This window comes from Sphingobacterium sp. MYb388, from assembly GCF_037479535.1.
Classification (GTDB): Bacteria; Bacteroidota; Bacteroidia; order Sphingobacteriales; family Sphingobacteriaceae; genus Sphingobacterium; species Sphingobacterium anhuiense.
Map to the genome: position 1 here is coordinate 154,349 of NZ_JBBGYV010000004.1, position 14,946 is coordinate 169,294.

The following is a 14,946-nucleotide window of genomic DNA, read 5'->3' on the forward strand; positions in this document are numbered from 1 at the left end:
AAAATGAATTTAATCAGATTTGCACTTCGCAAACCAATTTCCATCATGGTTATGGTATTGGGCCTTTTATTCTTCGGAATACGGGCAGCAAAAGATATACAGGTAGATATTTTACCTGAGATGAACTTACCGGTGGTTTATGTAGCTCATTCGTTTAACGGCTATACGCCACAACAGATGGAGGGTTACTTTACCAAGATGTATGTCAATATGATGCTTTTTACGAATGGAATAAAAAGTATTGAGACGAAAAATACACAGGGATTGACATTGATGAAAGTCAATTTTTATGAGGGTACTGAGATGGGAGAGGCTATTGCGCAGCTGACAGCCCTCTCCAATCGCTCGCAGGTATTCTTACCGCATGGTGCTCCGCCACCTTTTATCATTCGGTTTGATGCTTCATCACAACCGGTGGGTCAATTGGTTTTCCGCAGTGAAACCAAAACGAATAATCAGCTGCAGGATATTGCCAATTTTACAGCACGGCCTTTCTTGATTGCCATTCCGGGGTTAACAACAGCGCCACCATTTGGCGGAAGTCCACGGACAATTGAAATTAATATTGATCCCAGTAAACTCCGTGTACACCAGCTTTCGCCAGAGCAGATTGTGGAAATCATCAGTCGTCAGAACATCACATCACCTTCAGGAAACGTGTATATAGACGATATCAACTACTTGACACCGACCAACAATACCTTAAAGACGGTCGAAGAGTTTGGCGATATTCCATTATTCAAAGGACAGGTTGATAATGTATATTTAAGAGATGTTGCAACTGTTAAAGATGGTGCAGATATTACAGCTGGCTATGCCTTGATTGATGGCAAGCGTTCGGTATATATCAATGTAGCCAAATCAGGAAAAGCGTCAACTTATGATGTCGTACAAAACCTTAAAAAGGTCATTCCTAATATTCAAAAAAACCTCCCTGATGATGTGAAGATTTCTTATGAGTTTGATCAGTCAGTCTATGTGATCAATGCGGTAAAAAGTCTGATTGTAGAAGGGGTCCTGGGAGCATTGCTTACGGGTTTAATGGTGATCCTATTTTTAAGAGATATGCGTGCCGCAATTATCGTGATTTTAACAATTCCGATTTCCATTATTTCAGGTGTGCTTTTTCTTAAGTTATTTGGACAAACCATCAACATCATGAGTTTGTCGGGATTAGCGCTAGCCATCGGTATTCTGGTGGATGAAAGTACGGTCACGATCGAAAATATCCATCAGCACTTTGCAATGGGAAAAACAAAAGCAAGGGCCATCTGGGATGCCTGTATGGAGATAGCTTTCCCTAAATTATTGATCTTACTTTGTATTCTCGCCGTATTTGCACCTGCATTGGTGATGACGGGGATACCGGGATCACTGTTTATGCCACTGGCTCTTTCAATTGGATTTTCTATGATCACTTCTTACCTGATGTCTCAGACTTTTGTGCCGATCATGGCCAATTGGATGATGAAAAACAATCATGTAGCGGGTAAAGTGCATAAAGAAACAGCTTTCGATAGATTTAAAGTTCGCTACTCGAATCTGTTGGAACGATTAATGGCGAGTAAGAAGATCATTGTCTCCATCAGTTTGATGTTGATCCTAGCCCTTGTTGCTGTTATGTATCAGTTTACAGGAAAAGATGTTCTTCCGAACGTCAATTCGAGCCAATTCCAGATGCGGATAACTGCGCCTGAAGGAACGCGAATTGAAAAAACGGAAGAAAAGGTAAAGGCCGTATTGCATCAATTGGGTACTTTGATCGGGAAAGATAAAATTGCGATTTCCTCTGCCTACGTCGGCTTACATCCATCCTCATTTGCGGTAAGTCCCATTTATCTTTATAATGCGGGTCCACATGAAGCATTACTTCAGGTAGCGCTAAAAGATTTTAAAGGGAATTCGGATCTCTTAAAAGATGAAATAAGAGCGCATCTCAAAAAAACGATGCCAGAACTTAAGCTTTCTTTCGAACCAATCGAATTAACCGAAAAAATATTAAGTCAAGGTGCGAATACCGCTATTGAGATCCGTATTTCGGGTATGATGAAGAAGATGAATGCGATGTCTGCCAATAAATTGATGGCGAAGCTTAAAGAATTGGATTACTTACGTGATGTCAAAATACCACAATCCATGAATTACCCAGCTCTGGAAATTAATATTGACAGAAATAGAGCCGCACAGTTAGGCTTAGATGCGCAGGATATTTCGAAGTCTTTGGTCGCCAGTACTGCTTCTTCACGTTATACAAGTAAAAATATGTGGGTAGGCGGTATGATGGGGATTGCTTATGACGTGCAGGTACAAATGCCTCAAAATATTTTAAACAGCCAAGATGAACTGGCGAACATTCCATTATCTAAAAATGCGGACAGACCTGTACTTGGCGATGTCGCAACCATAACACCTGTTAAAACATTGGGCGAAAGTTATAATTTGGGAACAATGGGTTACACAACTGTAACAGCCAATGTACATCAGACTGATCTTGGCCGAGCTAAAAAAGATGTACAGGCTGCAATTGATTCTTTAGGAGAACTGCCAAAAGGTGTGAATATACAAGTAGCGGGTATGGCTCCAGTTTTAGACGATACCATGAATAGCTTAGCGAGCGGATTATTGATTGCAATCGTGGTTATCTTTTTGATGCTGACAGCTAATTTTCAATCCTTCAAGGTTTCACTGACCATTTTAACCACAGTCCCTTTCGTGGTATTTGGTTCTTTGGTTTTACTGAAATTGACCGGATCGACTATCAATATGCAATCTTATATGGGGATTATTATGGCAGTAGGTGTTTCAATTGCCAACGCTGTACTATTGATCAGTAATGCGGAGACATTGCGGTTAGAAAATAAAAATGCCATGCTATCTGCTATTACAGCAACGGGACTGCGTATCCGTCCGATCATTATGACCACTTTGGCGATGACAGCCGGTATGTTGCCGATGGCAATTGGATTTGGCGAAGGTGGAGATCAAGTGTCACCCTTAGGTAGAGCGATTATCGGTGGACTGGTAGCTTCTACTTTTTCCGTACTCATCATTTTACCCTTGGTATTTGCTTGGGTATTGGGTAAAACTAAAGTTCAATCACCTTCTCTAGATCCTGAAGATGAAAACAGTGTACATTTTAACAATTAGAAAACAGAAAAAAATGAAAAACTTAATTTATATAACACTTGTATCGGCATTTATTTTCACGGGCTGCGCTGAATCTAAAAAAGAAAATAAAGAAGAGCAGAAAAAGGAAATGGGGGGTATGATGATGATGAATCCTTTCGAAACCGTTCCTGTGAAGAAAATTAATCCTTTGGTTATCCTGAAACTAGCGGGTGAATTGCAACCTGATCAGAGCACAGAATTGTTTGCTAAAGTAAACAGTTACGTTAAAAATATCCGTGTAGACATCGGTGATCGCGTTTCTGAAGGACAGATCTTGATGACGTTAGAGGCTCCTGAGATCCAGTCGCAGGTAGCAACTGCTAAAGCGAAATTTAAGGCCCAGCAAGCTGTTTATGTATCAACGCTGGCTACTTATGATCGCATGGTTAGAGCCAATCAGACTGCGGGCGCTATCGCGCGCGATGCAATGGATCAGATCACTGCCCGGAAATTATCGGATCAGGCACAATTGGCCGCCGCAGAATCAGCGTATCATGAAATCAAAAATATTGACGATTATTTAGTGATCCGCGCACCTTTCAGTGGTATCATAACGGATAGAAGTGTTGATTTGGGTGCTTATGTGGGACCAATGGGTAAATCACCGTTGTTAGTGGTTCAGAATAATCAGAAATTGCGTTTGAATCTTTCCATACCAGAAGCAAATACTCCTTTTATAAAACTGGGGGATACCATTCAGTTTTATGTGAGATCGCAACCGCAACATAAATATTTTGCGAAGATAAGCCGTAAATCGGGTAGTCTTGATTTAAAATTGCGATCGGAGAAAGTTGAGGCAGATTTTATCAATACCAATAATGCTTTGAAACCTTTTATGATAGCCGAAACACAAATTCCTTTACAAAATAGTGAAGCGACTTTCTTTGTCCCAAAATCTGCCGTTGTAGACAGTAATATGGGGATGTATGTCATTGCCGTTGAAGGTGGGAAAGCAAGAAAGATTGCGGTAAGCAAAGGACGTGTGATGCCTGAGATGGTCGAAGTATTGGGCGAATTGGCAGAAGATACGGTGATCCTTAAGATGGGCAATGAAGAGATTCAAGATGGTTCAGCAATTCCAAATAAATAAAATATTTAAAATCATGATAAAACAATTCAACACAATAGCGATGGTGGCAATAGCCGCCATCGTACTGGTATCCTGCACGAATGAAGCACCGAAAGAAGCGGCTGCGATTAGTGGTACACCGGCTCAAAAGCATGTTCCGGTTCTAGCTCCTGCAGGAACTTCAACTCCTAAAAAGGGAGATCAGGTACCCAATAATCTGGTCTGTATGGTTAATGATGCCTATATGGGCAAACAGCAACTGGAAGTTCCGTTCGAGGGTAAGCTATATTACGGTTGTTGCGAGATGTGTAAAGAGCGTATTCCAAATGATGCCAAGATCAGAATGGCGGTCGATCCTCACACTTTAAAGAAGGTAGATAAAGCAACGGCCTACATCGTGTTGATCGGAGATCAGGATGAAGTCGCATATTTCGAAAGCAAAGATAACTACGATGCGTTTCTAAAAGCTTCGCAATAGGAAGTAGAAAGAAGGATAAAAGGTGCTTTTCATTGACTTGAAGAGCACCTTTTTTAGATCTGTATTTTGGACGATTCTATGTAAATAGCTGTGTTACTTATGGGCAAAGTGAGATTTTACCATTCAAAATTTGTATTTTCATATTGGTATTTCAGAAAACGAGCATTCATATAAAATAAGAGCGGTAATGAAGAAAGTAATTGCAGCGATCAATATGACACTTGATGGTGTTTTTGATCATACGGCCATACAACCGGACGAAGAAGTTCATCAGCATTATACGGATTTATTAAAGGATTCAGAGGTCATTCTATATGGTAGAATTACATTTGAGCTTATGAAATATTGGCAGACGTTTTTAAAAGATCCTTCAGAAGAAAAATCGATGAATGACTTTGCCATAGCAATAGATCAGATTTCAAAAATAGTCTTTTCGAATAAACTGAAAGATACGGATTGGGATACCGCTAGATTAGCAACTCTGGATATTGAAAAGGAAGTTTTAGCACTGAAAGAAAGTTCTGAGAAAGATATTTTACTGGGCAGCAGGAGTATGATTAATCAACTCATGAAATGGGATCTGATTGATGAATACCAGTTTTGCGTGCATCCGCTTATCGCAGGTAAGGGCTTGTCATTGTTTGAGGAAATGCATAATCGAACTTTATTGAAGCTCATCAAAACGAAGATCTTTAGTAGCGGTGCGATCATCCTTTACTATGAACCGTTAAGGGGGTAATTGTATTTTATTAATTCGTATTATTCAATATTTCTCTATTTGAATCGATCAGAAATTTATAGTTTTCCTCAATTTATCATTCATTATTTTTACAATTTTTCCCGTACCAATTATCCTGCTTCCTTCACGAAATTCAAAAAACATTCCTTCTTCCAACCTGCCACTGAAATATTCTTGTCCAATAATTCTAAGGGTAGCTTTAACTTCCTCCCCAGGATATACAACTGTCTTATTAATAAAAGTCTGTTCTCCGGATGTTTGCATGTCGTCAAAATCAAATTTTACTTGTGGTCTATATTTTGAAAAAGCTGGAGTTGATCGACCTCCTTCTTCCTGAGTTCTATAAGTTAATTCAGCAACAAAATCAATCATTTTAATTTTATTTTGGTAATAAATGATTATTTGTTCGATGATATAAGAAAAATCAGATCGATTATAAAGTACTTCTGCATATTCAATCATTTCTATTAATGAACTTCCAGCTTCACATCTCCAAGCATCGAGAGATGTGGAACCGATAGCATTCTTTCGGATTTTATCTATTGTAATAGGCTTACCAAAATAACTTTCAAACTCTTGTATAAATTCCGAGATTTTTAATGAGTGAGCATTAGGCCAATCATTTAATGCATTGATCAATAAGGATGCTGTTTTATTAAAGCTATCATCATTTTGATATAATTCGGTTAAAAAGACCAATTGATCAAAAGTTTCAAACTTGGTTTTATTTTCCATAAATGCTGTTGTAAATTTATTTATCTTTTTTATTTTAAAACTTTTTAACTTGTATAATAGCATTTAGTATTCTCTAAACTTCTTTACATTATCCAAATAGAATAACTCGAAATAAGAAGAATGTTACCCTAATGAATAGAAAACATCATTAACTATGATAATTTACTGAGGTAAAGCCATACTGCTCATCATAATAAATAGGGGTCTCATCATTAATGCTAATATTCGATTCGTAAAGGGTGTTTGCATTATTACATGATGTTTTTATTTATAAGCGTAATAACAACTTTGACTGTAAAGGCGTTTTAAATTTTTTGCAGATACCCAATGATACTTATTTAACATAAACTTTTCAAAAGCTTCAAAAGCAATAAATGTAATCACTGTCCCTGAATGAACTGGGTTTTCTTGTACATAGCGATTTCCCATTTTATTCACAGCCTTACAAATTAAATGACACTCTTCCAGTTTTTGTGCACTTAAATTCGGAAATACAGTTGACAATCTTTCATTGATCGGTTGCAACCAGTTTTCACCAAAGTCCATTGAAAGTTCTAGAGCGTAGTTTAGTATATCAATTGTTAGTGGCATCTGCTTCATTGATAATGATTGTTTTGTTTTCTTTATAAAGCTACCAATAAGCGCTCATGAAAGCAATATGTAGTTAAGTACAATCATAAATTAATGCATATTCTCTTCTTTATCGTGTTTGCAGATACTATCTTAATCTGTATTTTCGTTTGAGAAGAGAAATGACTTCCATGCTTTGATCATTTTCAAACTATGTTTACTATTATAATTGACAATATAAAATGACAGAAGAACAAAAACATCAGATAAAATTAGAAAACGATAAAATAATTAAAGATAAAGGTTATCGCGGTAATGATTGGCTTCCCATTTTAGAGACATCTTCTTTTCGGACATTGGATGAAATAAAAGGCAGAATGTCGGTTATGAATGCGCTCATAAACATTGCTTTTGAGGCTCCAGTTTATATTATTAAGGAATGGCTTGAAAACCAAAATCTTCTAGTATTTCTTTCAGATGCTGAAAAAGAAATCTTAGAAAAAGACAATGATGAGCTAACGGATATCGAAATTAATAGCCTGAATTGGTATTTAGAAAGTTTATGGGCTTTAATGTGGGCAACTGGTATGATTGAGCGTCTAGAAGCAGAGGACTATGTCGGTGATCATATGGTCTCCCTGTTACCTAATTTACAACATGGTGAAACGAATATTAAGCTTGAGCGTTTGCCAGAAGTACGTACAGAGATAGAGCTATATACGATGCTGGATTATTATTATAGATTGCATTGGTACTGTGTAGATGAAAGACTAAATGGCCGTCAAGCTAAGTTAAATGAAGGGCTGATCTATGAGCGACGGAAATCTTTGGAATGGGCATTCAACCGCGAAAATGACTGGGATAATGTTGAAATGGGAACGTAAAAACCAATATTTAGTTCCGGCTTTTTCCTAATCACTTTAAAAATAAGATTGAAATAAATGACACAGAGAGCAGCTATACCATGTCCTGAATGTGACAGAGAAAAATATTTTGAGGGACTGTGCTATTCTTGCAAAAACAGAAAGTTGCGAGAACATTATGAATCGATGAGCAGAGGCCAGATTCTTGAAACGGTTGAAAATATTATTGCAAAAATTGAAACCATTGACAAATGGGAAGAAGTCTATAAAGATTTTTCTGGATTACTGGCTTACCAGGACATTGATACAAGTAAAATTGCTGACGCAGCATTTCAAAAAAAGATCTTTTATCCGCCAACCTTATATAGAAATGCATCAGATGAAATCCAAGATCAATTAATCGCATTAATCTGTACACCTGATTGTGCATATGCAGGCCATATATTAAGTTGTCTTGCAGTGGTAGGTGGTGAAAAAGTAAGAAAGACTTTCCATGAACTGGAAAAAAATCCACTGCCTTGGCGTAAAAATCTGTATGTAGATCCTTCATTTTATGCCGCATTGGGCGGATGGACTTTTGATCAAGCAGGAAACAAGGTTCAACTTAATTATGAAACTTGTTATTCACTTTTAGAAGATGAACAACATGAAGATGATGCAGTCAAAGAAGCTGTACCAAAAAATGAGAATTGTCAGATCTGTAAGTGTCAAACGGTCGATATATTAACCCTAAATGGAAACGACGAACGGCTATCATTTCTTGGATTACCAGGGCTTCTAAAAATTCCAATATGTCCGAATTGTGCAAGTATGTGTGAAAAGACAATAGTTCGTTACCAAATTGATGGAGCGAGCACTTTTGAGATCGTAGAACCGTATACAAAAGAAAACTATTTGTCGTTAGCAGATTTTAAAGAATTGACAACAAACAAACTGGCGTTATCAATTTCAAAAAAACCTGTATATTTCGCATGCGGAAATGATGATGTATCAATAATAGGAGGGAACGCAGAATGGGTGCAAGATTGGCAATATGAAAATTGTCCTGACTGTCAAAAGAAAATGAAATTACTAGCGGCTCTTTCCTGGGATCAAATCATGAACGGTTCAGAAGGAACACTTTATGTTGAAATTTGTACAGATTGTTCTCTTGTCGTAGCTTTTCACCAACAAACGTAAGTGAAATATTAGTTTTTGTTTCAATCGCGAAATATAAGCCCATAAGTGGGCTTCCTGTTGAATTGTACTGCTGATCTTTACATTTCAACAGGAAGCCAGCTTTTTATTATTGCTTTTTACCAACATAAATGGTGGCAGCACCAAAAAGTTGTGGATAGGCTTTTACTTTAACAAAGCCGGATTCTTCCAGTATGCTCACGAATTTATCTCCAGAAGGGAAGTTTATAGCCGATTTGGATAGGTAAGCATATGCATTTTTATCTTTGGAAAAGATTCGGGCTATACTTGGCATGAGGTGTTCCGTATACAGGAGATATCCAAATTTTATTAATTTATTTGAGGGAACCGAAGTTTCTAAAATAACAATCGTTCCGTCAGACTGCATTACTCTATACATTTCTCCAAGTCCTTTTTCAAGATTTTCAAAATTCCTTACACCGTAGCTGATATTGACTATATCAAAAGAACAATCAGCAAAAGATAGAGATTCAGCATGCTGCACTTCAGTGTGAATGCGTCCGTCTAATTTATTGGCACTAATTTTTTCATTTGCGATCTTAAGCATTCCTTTTGAGATATCAACGCCGATTATATTTTCAGCTTGCGTCTTTCCTAAAAGAATTGCCATATCGCCGGTTCCGGTTGCGACGTCAAGTATGTGACGGGGATGACATTCTGAAACTATTTTTAAAACTTTACGTCGCCAACTTTTATCCATCCTAAAGGTGATAATATTGTTTAGGAGATCATACTTTTCGGAGATGGTATCAAACATGTGTTCAACCTGTTTACTTTTTCCTTCTGTCGAGTCTAAATAAGGTGTAATTTTCGAGTTCATATTTTTTAAATGATGCCGATCCAATTTAAGTTGAATTATTATTAGTTACTGTGGGTGTGTGAAATAGGGATACATTAAAGCCTTGATGGAACTGACATAGGATTCATACGCCTGGAGACCTTCAAGTTTTTCATTAATCAAGTTATGTGAAGGCCAAAAGTCAACCATAATAAAAATATTGTTGATCAGATAATCCCACACTTCTTCAGGGATATCATTTCTTAACACTTTCTTTTGAACCATCAGGTTAAAGAAACGTTTGGTTTCCTTTTTTCGTTTAATCACTATTGCGGCATATGATTCGCGGATTGAAGGGATCCATAAGGAGATTTCAACAAAGTTTATGAATATAAACTGATAACGAGTGAGGAGATTATAAAAATCTTTGAAAATAGTAAATACTAATTCCATGTCAACACCTTCTACATAGTTTTCAAGAGATGCCATTAGCACATCTGATTCTTTAATCAGACGGTCAAATAAGGCTTGTATGATATCCTCCGTATGTTTGAAGTGATAATGTAAATTCCCTGCACTGATACCCATTTCTGTGGCGATGTGGCGGGTACTGGTATTACGAAGACCTCTGGTATTAAAGACCTGCAATGAAATTTCAAGAATGCGTTCTTTTGTATTCATATTCAAAATTAGAACAAAAGTTCTAATTTTGAATATATTTTTTACTTTTGTGTATGAAAACGCAAAAAGAGAACTGGTTCATAAGAAATCTTAAAGATATTCGAGAAACTATTTTTGGTTTTAATACCACAGATAGTACTTTGAAAAGAGCGAGTAAAGTTATGGGATGGTATATGTTTTTAACCTTGATGACATGTGGAATAGTCGCTACCTTGATCGCAATTTCTTTTGCACATTAAAGCAATACTTATTTGACCCATTCTTGCTGTTTTATGGTCTATCGTGGATTCTTATTCGATATTGCAGGCAGACAGGACAGCCAATCCCGGTTTTAAATAACTGGTTGACAGATTTTGTCTTTGTTCCATTAATCGCATATATCGCATTTTGCATTGGAAATCTCCTTTTAACTTTATACAGCGCACCCCATTATTATCCATTATATCAGATACTTGTATTAGCGTTTTTCGTTTCCATTGTTTTTGAATATATCATGCCTAAATACACCAATTACAATGTCAGTGATCCAATAGATACCCTGTGTTACTTCGTAGGTGGATGCTTTTATTATTTCTGTCATCAAAATTATTTGAAAAGTAAATTTAGCTAACGATTATCCATAAGATTCTTGATTAACACGAAAGGACATAATCTAATTTGGAATATTTCACCCTTTCTTGAAACAGAAAAAATAAATGTTTTTTGGGAATTAATGTTAGATATTATCTAAATTGAACACACTCTAAGATACGGCATAATAAAATTTAAAAATCTCAATATCAATTGGATAGACTAGATAGCATCAAAATGAAGATAAAATACGATATAGATTGGTTAATTGAAAGATTTGAAAGTGGTGAGACCTTGAAATATATTTTCTTTTGGGGACATGAAAATAGACATAAAGATGTGGTAAGTAAATCTTGTTTTAGCCAATGGTTTGATTGCCCTTTTAAGGTTGACAGTGTTAATTATAAAACTTCTGAACACTGGATGATGGCTCACAAAGCTCTACTGTTCGGTGATGATAATCTTTTTGATAAGATCATAAATTGTGAAAAACCTGGAGAAGCAAAAGAACTAGGCAGACAAATCCTAGGCTATGATCAACAAATCTGGAATGAGCATAAATTTGAAATTGTAAAACTGGGAAATATACATAAATTCAATCAACATCCAAGATTAGCAAATTATCTTTTGCAAACAGAAAATAGAATTTTGGTAGAAGCAAGTCCGGTTGATGTAATTTGGGGAATTGGTATTGCTGTAGATAACGATGATATTGAAAATATTTATAATTGGCGTGGAGAAAATCTCTTAGGTTTTGCATTAATGTATGTGCGTGATTTTTTTAAACAATTTGGACATTTCAAGCCACTTGAGAATTCCATTCAACCACCGTGGAAGAAATTCCCTAATATGGATAGTAATGATATGTTTTGGAGGATGGGAAAAGGAGAGGACTATCTAACCCAATTTTCAGAATATTATAATGGACTTGATGACAGAGAGAAAATGATTTTTAAAATGACGAACACATGCCCATATGAATGGCAAAGCTTTTATGATTAAGTAATTATGATGCGAATTCGACTTTAAGGAAAATAGATAATTAAGTTAATAAAGGAACTAGGATTCAAGGAGAAGATAGCTGCGGTAATTAAAAATCAATTTAGAAATGAGTAAATATAAAATCTGGATAACTATCGTCATTAATTTAGTGATAAGTGCTTTGTATTTTAAACAGATTTTATATAGCGGAAATCTGCTTCCGCTACTTAAAACGAAAGAAATATTACTGACACCATTTTTATTATTTTACACAGTATTAGGAATCGTAACCTGTCTTTTTCTAGATAAAAAAATAGTTAAAAATCAGCATATTACTTCAGTTATTTTATTGATTGTTATACTTGGTTTTTTGATTTTCCCAGTTTCGTTCCTACATCATAGAAGGGGATACGAACTTGCACTACCGTTCCTATCAACCCTTGTAGAGCCCATTAAAGTCAAGTACTTATTTGGCCAATCTATCAAAGTTTTATTGCAGAAAAACATTGTTCTGATGGTGATCAGCTTTTGCTTGCTCTTTTTTGTATCCTTCTTTTTTAATATGGATTCGACCAATTATCTTTATGCTTACGGAGGAATGTATTTTCTGATGTTGGCAATTCTAGACTATTACTTTCATCAAATAAAGTTCAGCTCTCAACCATATTGATTGTTTAAGACTACAATAGTTAACTATGGTTTTAACGACATGAAACTACATTCAATTGAAGCAGTAATTGATCCCGAAAATGTGGCCTGCCAAAGTATTAGAGAAATGTAATTTTATTAAAGAAGGATATTTTAAGGAAAATGAGTTCTACAACGGACAATTTTTGGCTACTGTCATTTATTCGAAAATAAATGGATAAGTAACATACTACGTATGAAGAAAAAAAAGCCATGTACATTACATGGCTTTTTTCGCTTTAAAAGCATATTTCATTGTCCTTTCTTTGAATGAACAGGTCACATTAAATATGCTTCCTGATATCGTGAGCGAACTATAGGCAGTCAAGCATAACTGTTAGCCTATAAATTATTTCAATTCAATGATTTTATTATTATCCATTGCTTCTTTAACCTCTTGTTCAATTGAAATTGTAAGTTTCGAAAATATCGTAAATGCTAATAGTACGATAAGTGCAACCGGAAATATAATTCCGATAATTATTGCAAAGAGCAATGAAATGCTCATGTACACTTTTCCAGTACTAGAAGAAACTTTTAATTTAGAATTTTTTAGCGAATCAAATGCTTTTTGAAAACCATTTGTGATTGTTTTGCTATTGATGTCGAAGATTGTTTTAGTTTTCATGATAAATCTGTTTATGTATTTGTTTATGATTCAAAAGTAGCGCTATTGCGTTTCAAAGCTTAGTGGAAATAGGTGGGTGAAGGAAGAAAATCGGTAAACCATTATTTTTTAGCGGTCAGTAAGAATAATTATTTAGCTCTTTAATATTTATACATAGTAGAGGTATGATCTATTTTAATAGGTTTAAAAACTCATTTCTCTTTGTCTCTGAAGAGAAAATGCCACCATATTCAATGGAAGTTGTACTACTTGTACTGTCCTTAATACCGCGGGCAGATACACAAAGATGCTCGGCATGGATCACCACAATGATATCATCGGTCTGTAAAGCAGATTTCAATTCATTATATATCTGCAAGGTTAATCTTTCCTGCACCTGAGGTCTGTGTGCATAATAATCGACCACACGATTAATTTTAGAGAGACCGATTACCTTATTCTTTGCAAGGTAACCGATGTGTGCAAGTCCTAAAATGGGCAGAAAATGGTGTTCACAGGTTGAATTTACTCGGATATTCTTTTCAATCAATATTTTATTATAATCATATTTATTGACGAATGTAGAAAGCTTTGGCTTATTTAAAGGATTGAGACCATAGAACAATTCCTTTATGTACATTTTGGCGAAACGGTAGGGCGTGCCACTTAAACTGTCATCATGTAGATCTAATCCAAGTTCCCATAATATTTGTTGAAAAAGCTCGGAAATGCGATTCATTTTCTCTTCATCAGTTCTGAGAAATGCATCCGGTCGTAAAGGCGTTTCGATAGAAGTCATGGCATGTTGATCTCCGATATCCTCTGTATTGGAGATTGTTTCTGTTTGTGATAATGAATTCATCATGATTTATACTGTTGTTATAATAATTCGAAGTGCTATTAAATATTTAACAAATATAAATCTAAATTCTTCAAATGCAACTAAATTGCTTTTGTGAATTATCTTATCTATATTTGAACATTGATAATCCAATTGACATTTTTAATTATTATAATAAATGAATGCTATACTTATTGTTTCTATACTTTTTTTATCTCCATTTATAAGTGGAATTTCCGTTTTATCAGTCAAACGGGATCGTTCAACATTTTTAAAATTGATTCTTTCCTTCAGTGGTGCCTATCTTTTTGGACTGACGATACTTCATCTTATTCCGCACGTGTATGCAGATGCGTCGGAGCATATGGACACTATTGGACTGTATATACTTGGCGGTTTCCTATTCCAGCTTTTGTTAGAACATTTCTCCCAGGGAGTGGAGCATGGACATATACATATGAAGAAGGAAAATATCAATTCTTTTCCACTAGCTATTTTGTTGAGCTTATGTGTCCATGCTTTTTTAGAAGGTATGCCTTTGGTTAGTGCACAGCGTCAACATCTTGTTTTTGGTATCGCGATCCATCATATTCCAGCAGCATTTGCATTGGGATCTTTACTTCTGGCCTCTCAAGTTTCAAAAAGAACATTACTGATTGCTATTTTCGTATTTGCTATGATGACTCCAGCAGGTTTTTTGACCAGTCAGTTTATCAGTCAGCATGCTGTGGGTGATCTTGCACAATATTTTGATAAAATTATGGCTGTAGTGATCGGTATATTCCTTCATGTTTCCACTACAATTCTTTTTGAGTCCGGATCTGCAGACCACCATGTTTTCAATAAAAAGAAGATGATTGCAGTATTGTTGGGAATAGTATTATCACTGAGCAGTTTAATCATTGGCGGACATGATCATAGCCATTCTGAACATGATCACCATAATCATGAATCACATCACGAACATTAAAAAACTAAAGAA

General features: G+C 35.7%; 16 protein-coding genes. 9 read left to right on the forward strand and 7 right to left on the reverse strand.

The window, feature by feature from the left end:
• Positions 1-3: 3 nt before the first annotated feature.
• The 4 genes from WH188_RS14395 to WH188_RS14410 all read left to right on the forward strand — a co-directional run bounded on the left by WH188_RS14395 (position 4) and on the right by WH188_RS14410 (position 5,454).
• Positions 4-3,147 carry an efflux RND transporter permease subunit gene (locus WH188_RS14395; RefSeq protein ID WP_339424212.1) on the forward strand — a complete coding sequence of 1,048 codons (3,144 nt, stop codon included), beginning with the start codon at positions 4-6 and terminating at the stop codon, positions 3,145-3,147.
• 13 nt (positions 3,148-3,160) lie between these two features.
• The gene (locus WH188_RS14400; protein ID WP_339424213.1) at positions 3,161-4,258 is read left to right on the forward strand and encodes an efflux RND transporter periplasmic adaptor subunit; all 1,098 of its coding nucleotides are present in this window, start codon (positions 3,161-3,163) and stop codon (positions 4,256-4,258) included.
• A 13-nt stretch (positions 4,259-4,271) separates the two neighbouring features.
• Positions 4,272-4,715, forward strand: coding sequence for a hypothetical protein (locus WH188_RS14405; protein WP_339424214.1), 444 nt, complete (start codon positions 4,272-4,274; stop codon positions 4,713-4,715).
• Positions 4,716-4,902: 187 nt separating this feature from the next.
• Positions 4,903-5,454, forward strand: coding sequence for a dihydrofolate reductase family protein (locus tag WH188_RS14410; RefSeq protein WP_339424215.1), 552 nt, complete (start codon positions 4,903-4,905; stop codon positions 5,452-5,454).
• 48 nt (positions 5,455-5,502) lie between these two features.
• Here WH188_RS14410 and WH188_RS14415 read toward each other — a convergent pair whose 3' ends face one another.
• Together WH188_RS14415 and WH188_RS14420 are read right to left on the reverse strand one after the other, a co-directional pair.
• Positions 5,503-6,189: an EF-Tu C-terminal domain-related protein gene (locus WH188_RS14415; RefSeq protein WP_339424216.1), complete on the reverse strand. Its 687-nt coding sequence runs from the start codon at positions 6,187-6,189 to the stop codon at positions 5,503-5,505.
• Between the two features lie 264 nt (positions 6,190-6,453).
• Positions 6,454-6,780 carry a hypothetical protein gene (locus WH188_RS14420; protein ID WP_132768134.1) on the reverse strand — a complete coding sequence of 109 codons (327 nt, stop codon included), beginning with the start codon at positions 6,778-6,780 and terminating at the stop codon, positions 6,454-6,456.
• Positions 6,781-7,001: 221 nt separating this feature from the next.
• Between WH188_RS14420 and WH188_RS14425 the strand changes: the two genes are divergently transcribed.
• Positions 7,002-7,643: a DUF4272 domain-containing protein gene (locus WH188_RS14425; RefSeq protein WP_339424217.1), complete on the forward strand. Its 642-nt coding sequence runs from the start codon at positions 7,002-7,004 to the stop codon at positions 7,641-7,643.
• A 57-nt stretch (positions 7,644-7,700) separates the two neighbouring features.
• On the forward strand, positions 7,701-8,801 hold the full coding sequence (locus WH188_RS14430; RefSeq protein WP_339424218.1) for a hypothetical protein: 1,101 nt from the start codon (positions 7,701-7,703) through the stop codon (positions 8,799-8,801).
• Positions 8,802-8,907: 106 nt separating this feature from the next.
• Here the strand turns inward: WH188_RS14430 and ubiE are convergent, their stop codons facing one another.
• A complete protein-coding gene (ubiE, locus tag WH188_RS14435; RefSeq protein ID WP_339424219.1) occupies positions 8,908-9,639 on the reverse strand; it encodes a bifunctional demethylmenaquinone methyltransferase/2-methoxy-6-polyprenyl-1,4-benzoquinol methylase UbiE in 732 nt (243 codons plus the stop codon).
• 45 nt (positions 9,640-9,684) lie between these two features.
• Positions 9,685-10,278, reverse strand: coding sequence for a TetR/AcrR family transcriptional regulator (locus tag WH188_RS14440; protein ID WP_339424220.1), 594 nt, complete (start codon positions 10,276-10,278; stop codon positions 9,685-9,687).
• Positions 10,279-10,331: 53 nt separating this feature from the next.
• On the opposite strand from WH188_RS14440, the gene WH188_RS14445 reads away from it, so the two are divergent.
• Complete coding sequence (locus WH188_RS14445; RefSeq protein WP_021188542.1) at positions 10,332-10,517, forward strand: hypothetical protein; 186 nt, start codon at positions 10,332-10,334, stop codon at positions 10,515-10,517.
• 218 nt (positions 10,518-10,735) lie between these two features.
• Here the strand turns inward: WH188_RS14445 and WH188_RS14450 are convergent, their stop codons facing one another.
• On the reverse strand, positions 10,736-10,858 hold the full coding sequence (locus WH188_RS14450; RefSeq protein ID WP_339424221.1) for a hypothetical protein: 123 nt from the start codon (positions 10,856-10,858) through the stop codon (positions 10,736-10,738).
• 227 nt (positions 10,859-11,085) lie between these two features.
• Here WH188_RS14450 and WH188_RS14455 point away from each other — a divergent pair, with 227 nt between their 5' ends.
• Positions 11,086-11,850, forward strand: a complete 765-nt coding sequence (locus tag WH188_RS14455; RefSeq protein WP_339424222.1) for an NADAR family protein — start codon at positions 11,086-11,088, stop codon at positions 11,848-11,850.
• A gap of 1,015 nt (positions 11,851-12,865) precedes the next feature.
• Here WH188_RS14455 and WH188_RS14460 read toward each other — a convergent pair.
• Together WH188_RS14460 and folE are read right to left on the reverse strand one after the other, a co-directional pair.
• Entirely contained in the window at positions 12,866-13,144 is a 279-nt protein-coding gene (locus tag WH188_RS14460) for a hypothetical protein (protein WP_339424223.1), read from the reverse strand.
• A gap of 169 nt (positions 13,145-13,313) precedes the next feature.
• Positions 13,314-13,988 carry a GTP cyclohydrolase I FolE gene (gene folE, locus WH188_RS14465; RefSeq protein WP_339424224.1) on the reverse strand — a complete coding sequence of 225 codons (675 nt, stop codon included), beginning with the start codon at positions 13,986-13,988 and terminating at the stop codon, positions 13,314-13,316.
• 154 nt (positions 13,989-14,142) lie between these two features.
• On the opposite strand from folE, the gene WH188_RS14470 reads away from it, so the two are divergent.
• Positions 14,143-14,934 (forward strand): ZIP family metal transporter, encoded by a 792-nt coding sequence (locus tag WH188_RS14470; protein ID WP_339424225.1) that lies wholly within the window; start codon positions 14,143-14,145, stop codon positions 14,932-14,934.
• Positions 14,935-14,946: the final 12 nt, after the last annotated feature.

Excerpts from the sequence above, each read along its gene's own strand:
- WH188_RS14395 (WP_339424212.1), top strand. The coding sequence starts at position 4 with ATGAATTTAATCAGATTTGCACTTCGCAAACCAATTTCCATCATGGTT.
- WH188_RS14400 (WP_339424213.1), top strand. The coding sequence starts at position 3,161 with ATGAAAAACTTAATTTATATAACACTTGTATCGGCATTTATTTTCACG.
- WH188_RS14405 (WP_339424214.1), top strand. The coding sequence starts at position 4,272 with ATGATAAAACAATTCAACACAATAGCGATGGTGGCAATAGCCGCCATC.
- WH188_RS14410 (WP_339424215.1), top strand. The coding sequence starts at position 4,903 with ATGAAGAAAGTAATTGCAGCGATCAATATGACACTTGATGGTGTTTTT.
- WH188_RS14415 (WP_339424216.1), bottom strand. The coding sequence starts at position 6,189 with ATGGAAAATAAAACCAAGTTTGAAACTTTTGATCAATTGGTCTTTTTA.
- WH188_RS14420 (WP_132768134.1), bottom strand. The coding sequence starts at position 6,780 with ATGCCACTAACAATTGATATACTAAACTACGCTCTAGAACTTTCAATG.
- WH188_RS14425 (WP_339424217.1), top strand. The coding sequence starts at position 7,002 with ATGACAGAAGAACAAAAACATCAGATAAAATTAGAAAACGATAAAATA.
- WH188_RS14430 (WP_339424218.1), top strand. The coding sequence starts at position 7,701 with ATGACACAGAGAGCAGCTATACCATGTCCTGAATGTGACAGAGAAAAA.
- ubiE (WP_339424219.1), bottom strand. The coding sequence starts at position 9,639 with ATGAACTCGAAAATTACACCTTATTTAGACTCGACAGAAGGAAAAAGT.
- WH188_RS14440 (WP_339424220.1), bottom strand. The coding sequence starts at position 10,278 with ATGAATACAAAAGAACGCATTCTTGAAATTTCATTGCAGGTCTTTAAT.
- WH188_RS14445 (WP_021188542.1), top strand. The coding sequence starts at position 10,332 with ATGAAAACGCAAAAAGAGAACTGGTTCATAAGAAATCTTAAAGATATT.
- WH188_RS14450 (WP_339424221.1), bottom strand. The coding sequence starts at position 10,858 with ATGACAGAAATAATAAAAGCATCCACCTACGAAGTAACACAGGGTATC.
- WH188_RS14455 (WP_339424222.1), top strand. The coding sequence starts at position 11,086 with ATGAAGATAAAATACGATATAGATTGGTTAATTGAAAGATTTGAAAGT.
- WH188_RS14460 (WP_339424223.1), bottom strand. The coding sequence starts at position 13,144 with ATGAAAACTAAAACAATCTTCGACATCAATAGCAAAACAATCACAAAT.
- folE (WP_339424224.1), bottom strand. The coding sequence starts at position 13,988 with ATGATGAATTCATTATCACAAACAGAAACAATCTCCAATACAGAGGAT.
- WH188_RS14470 (WP_339424225.1), top strand. The coding sequence starts at position 14,143 with ATGAATGCTATACTTATTGTTTCTATACTTTTTTTATCTCCATTTATA.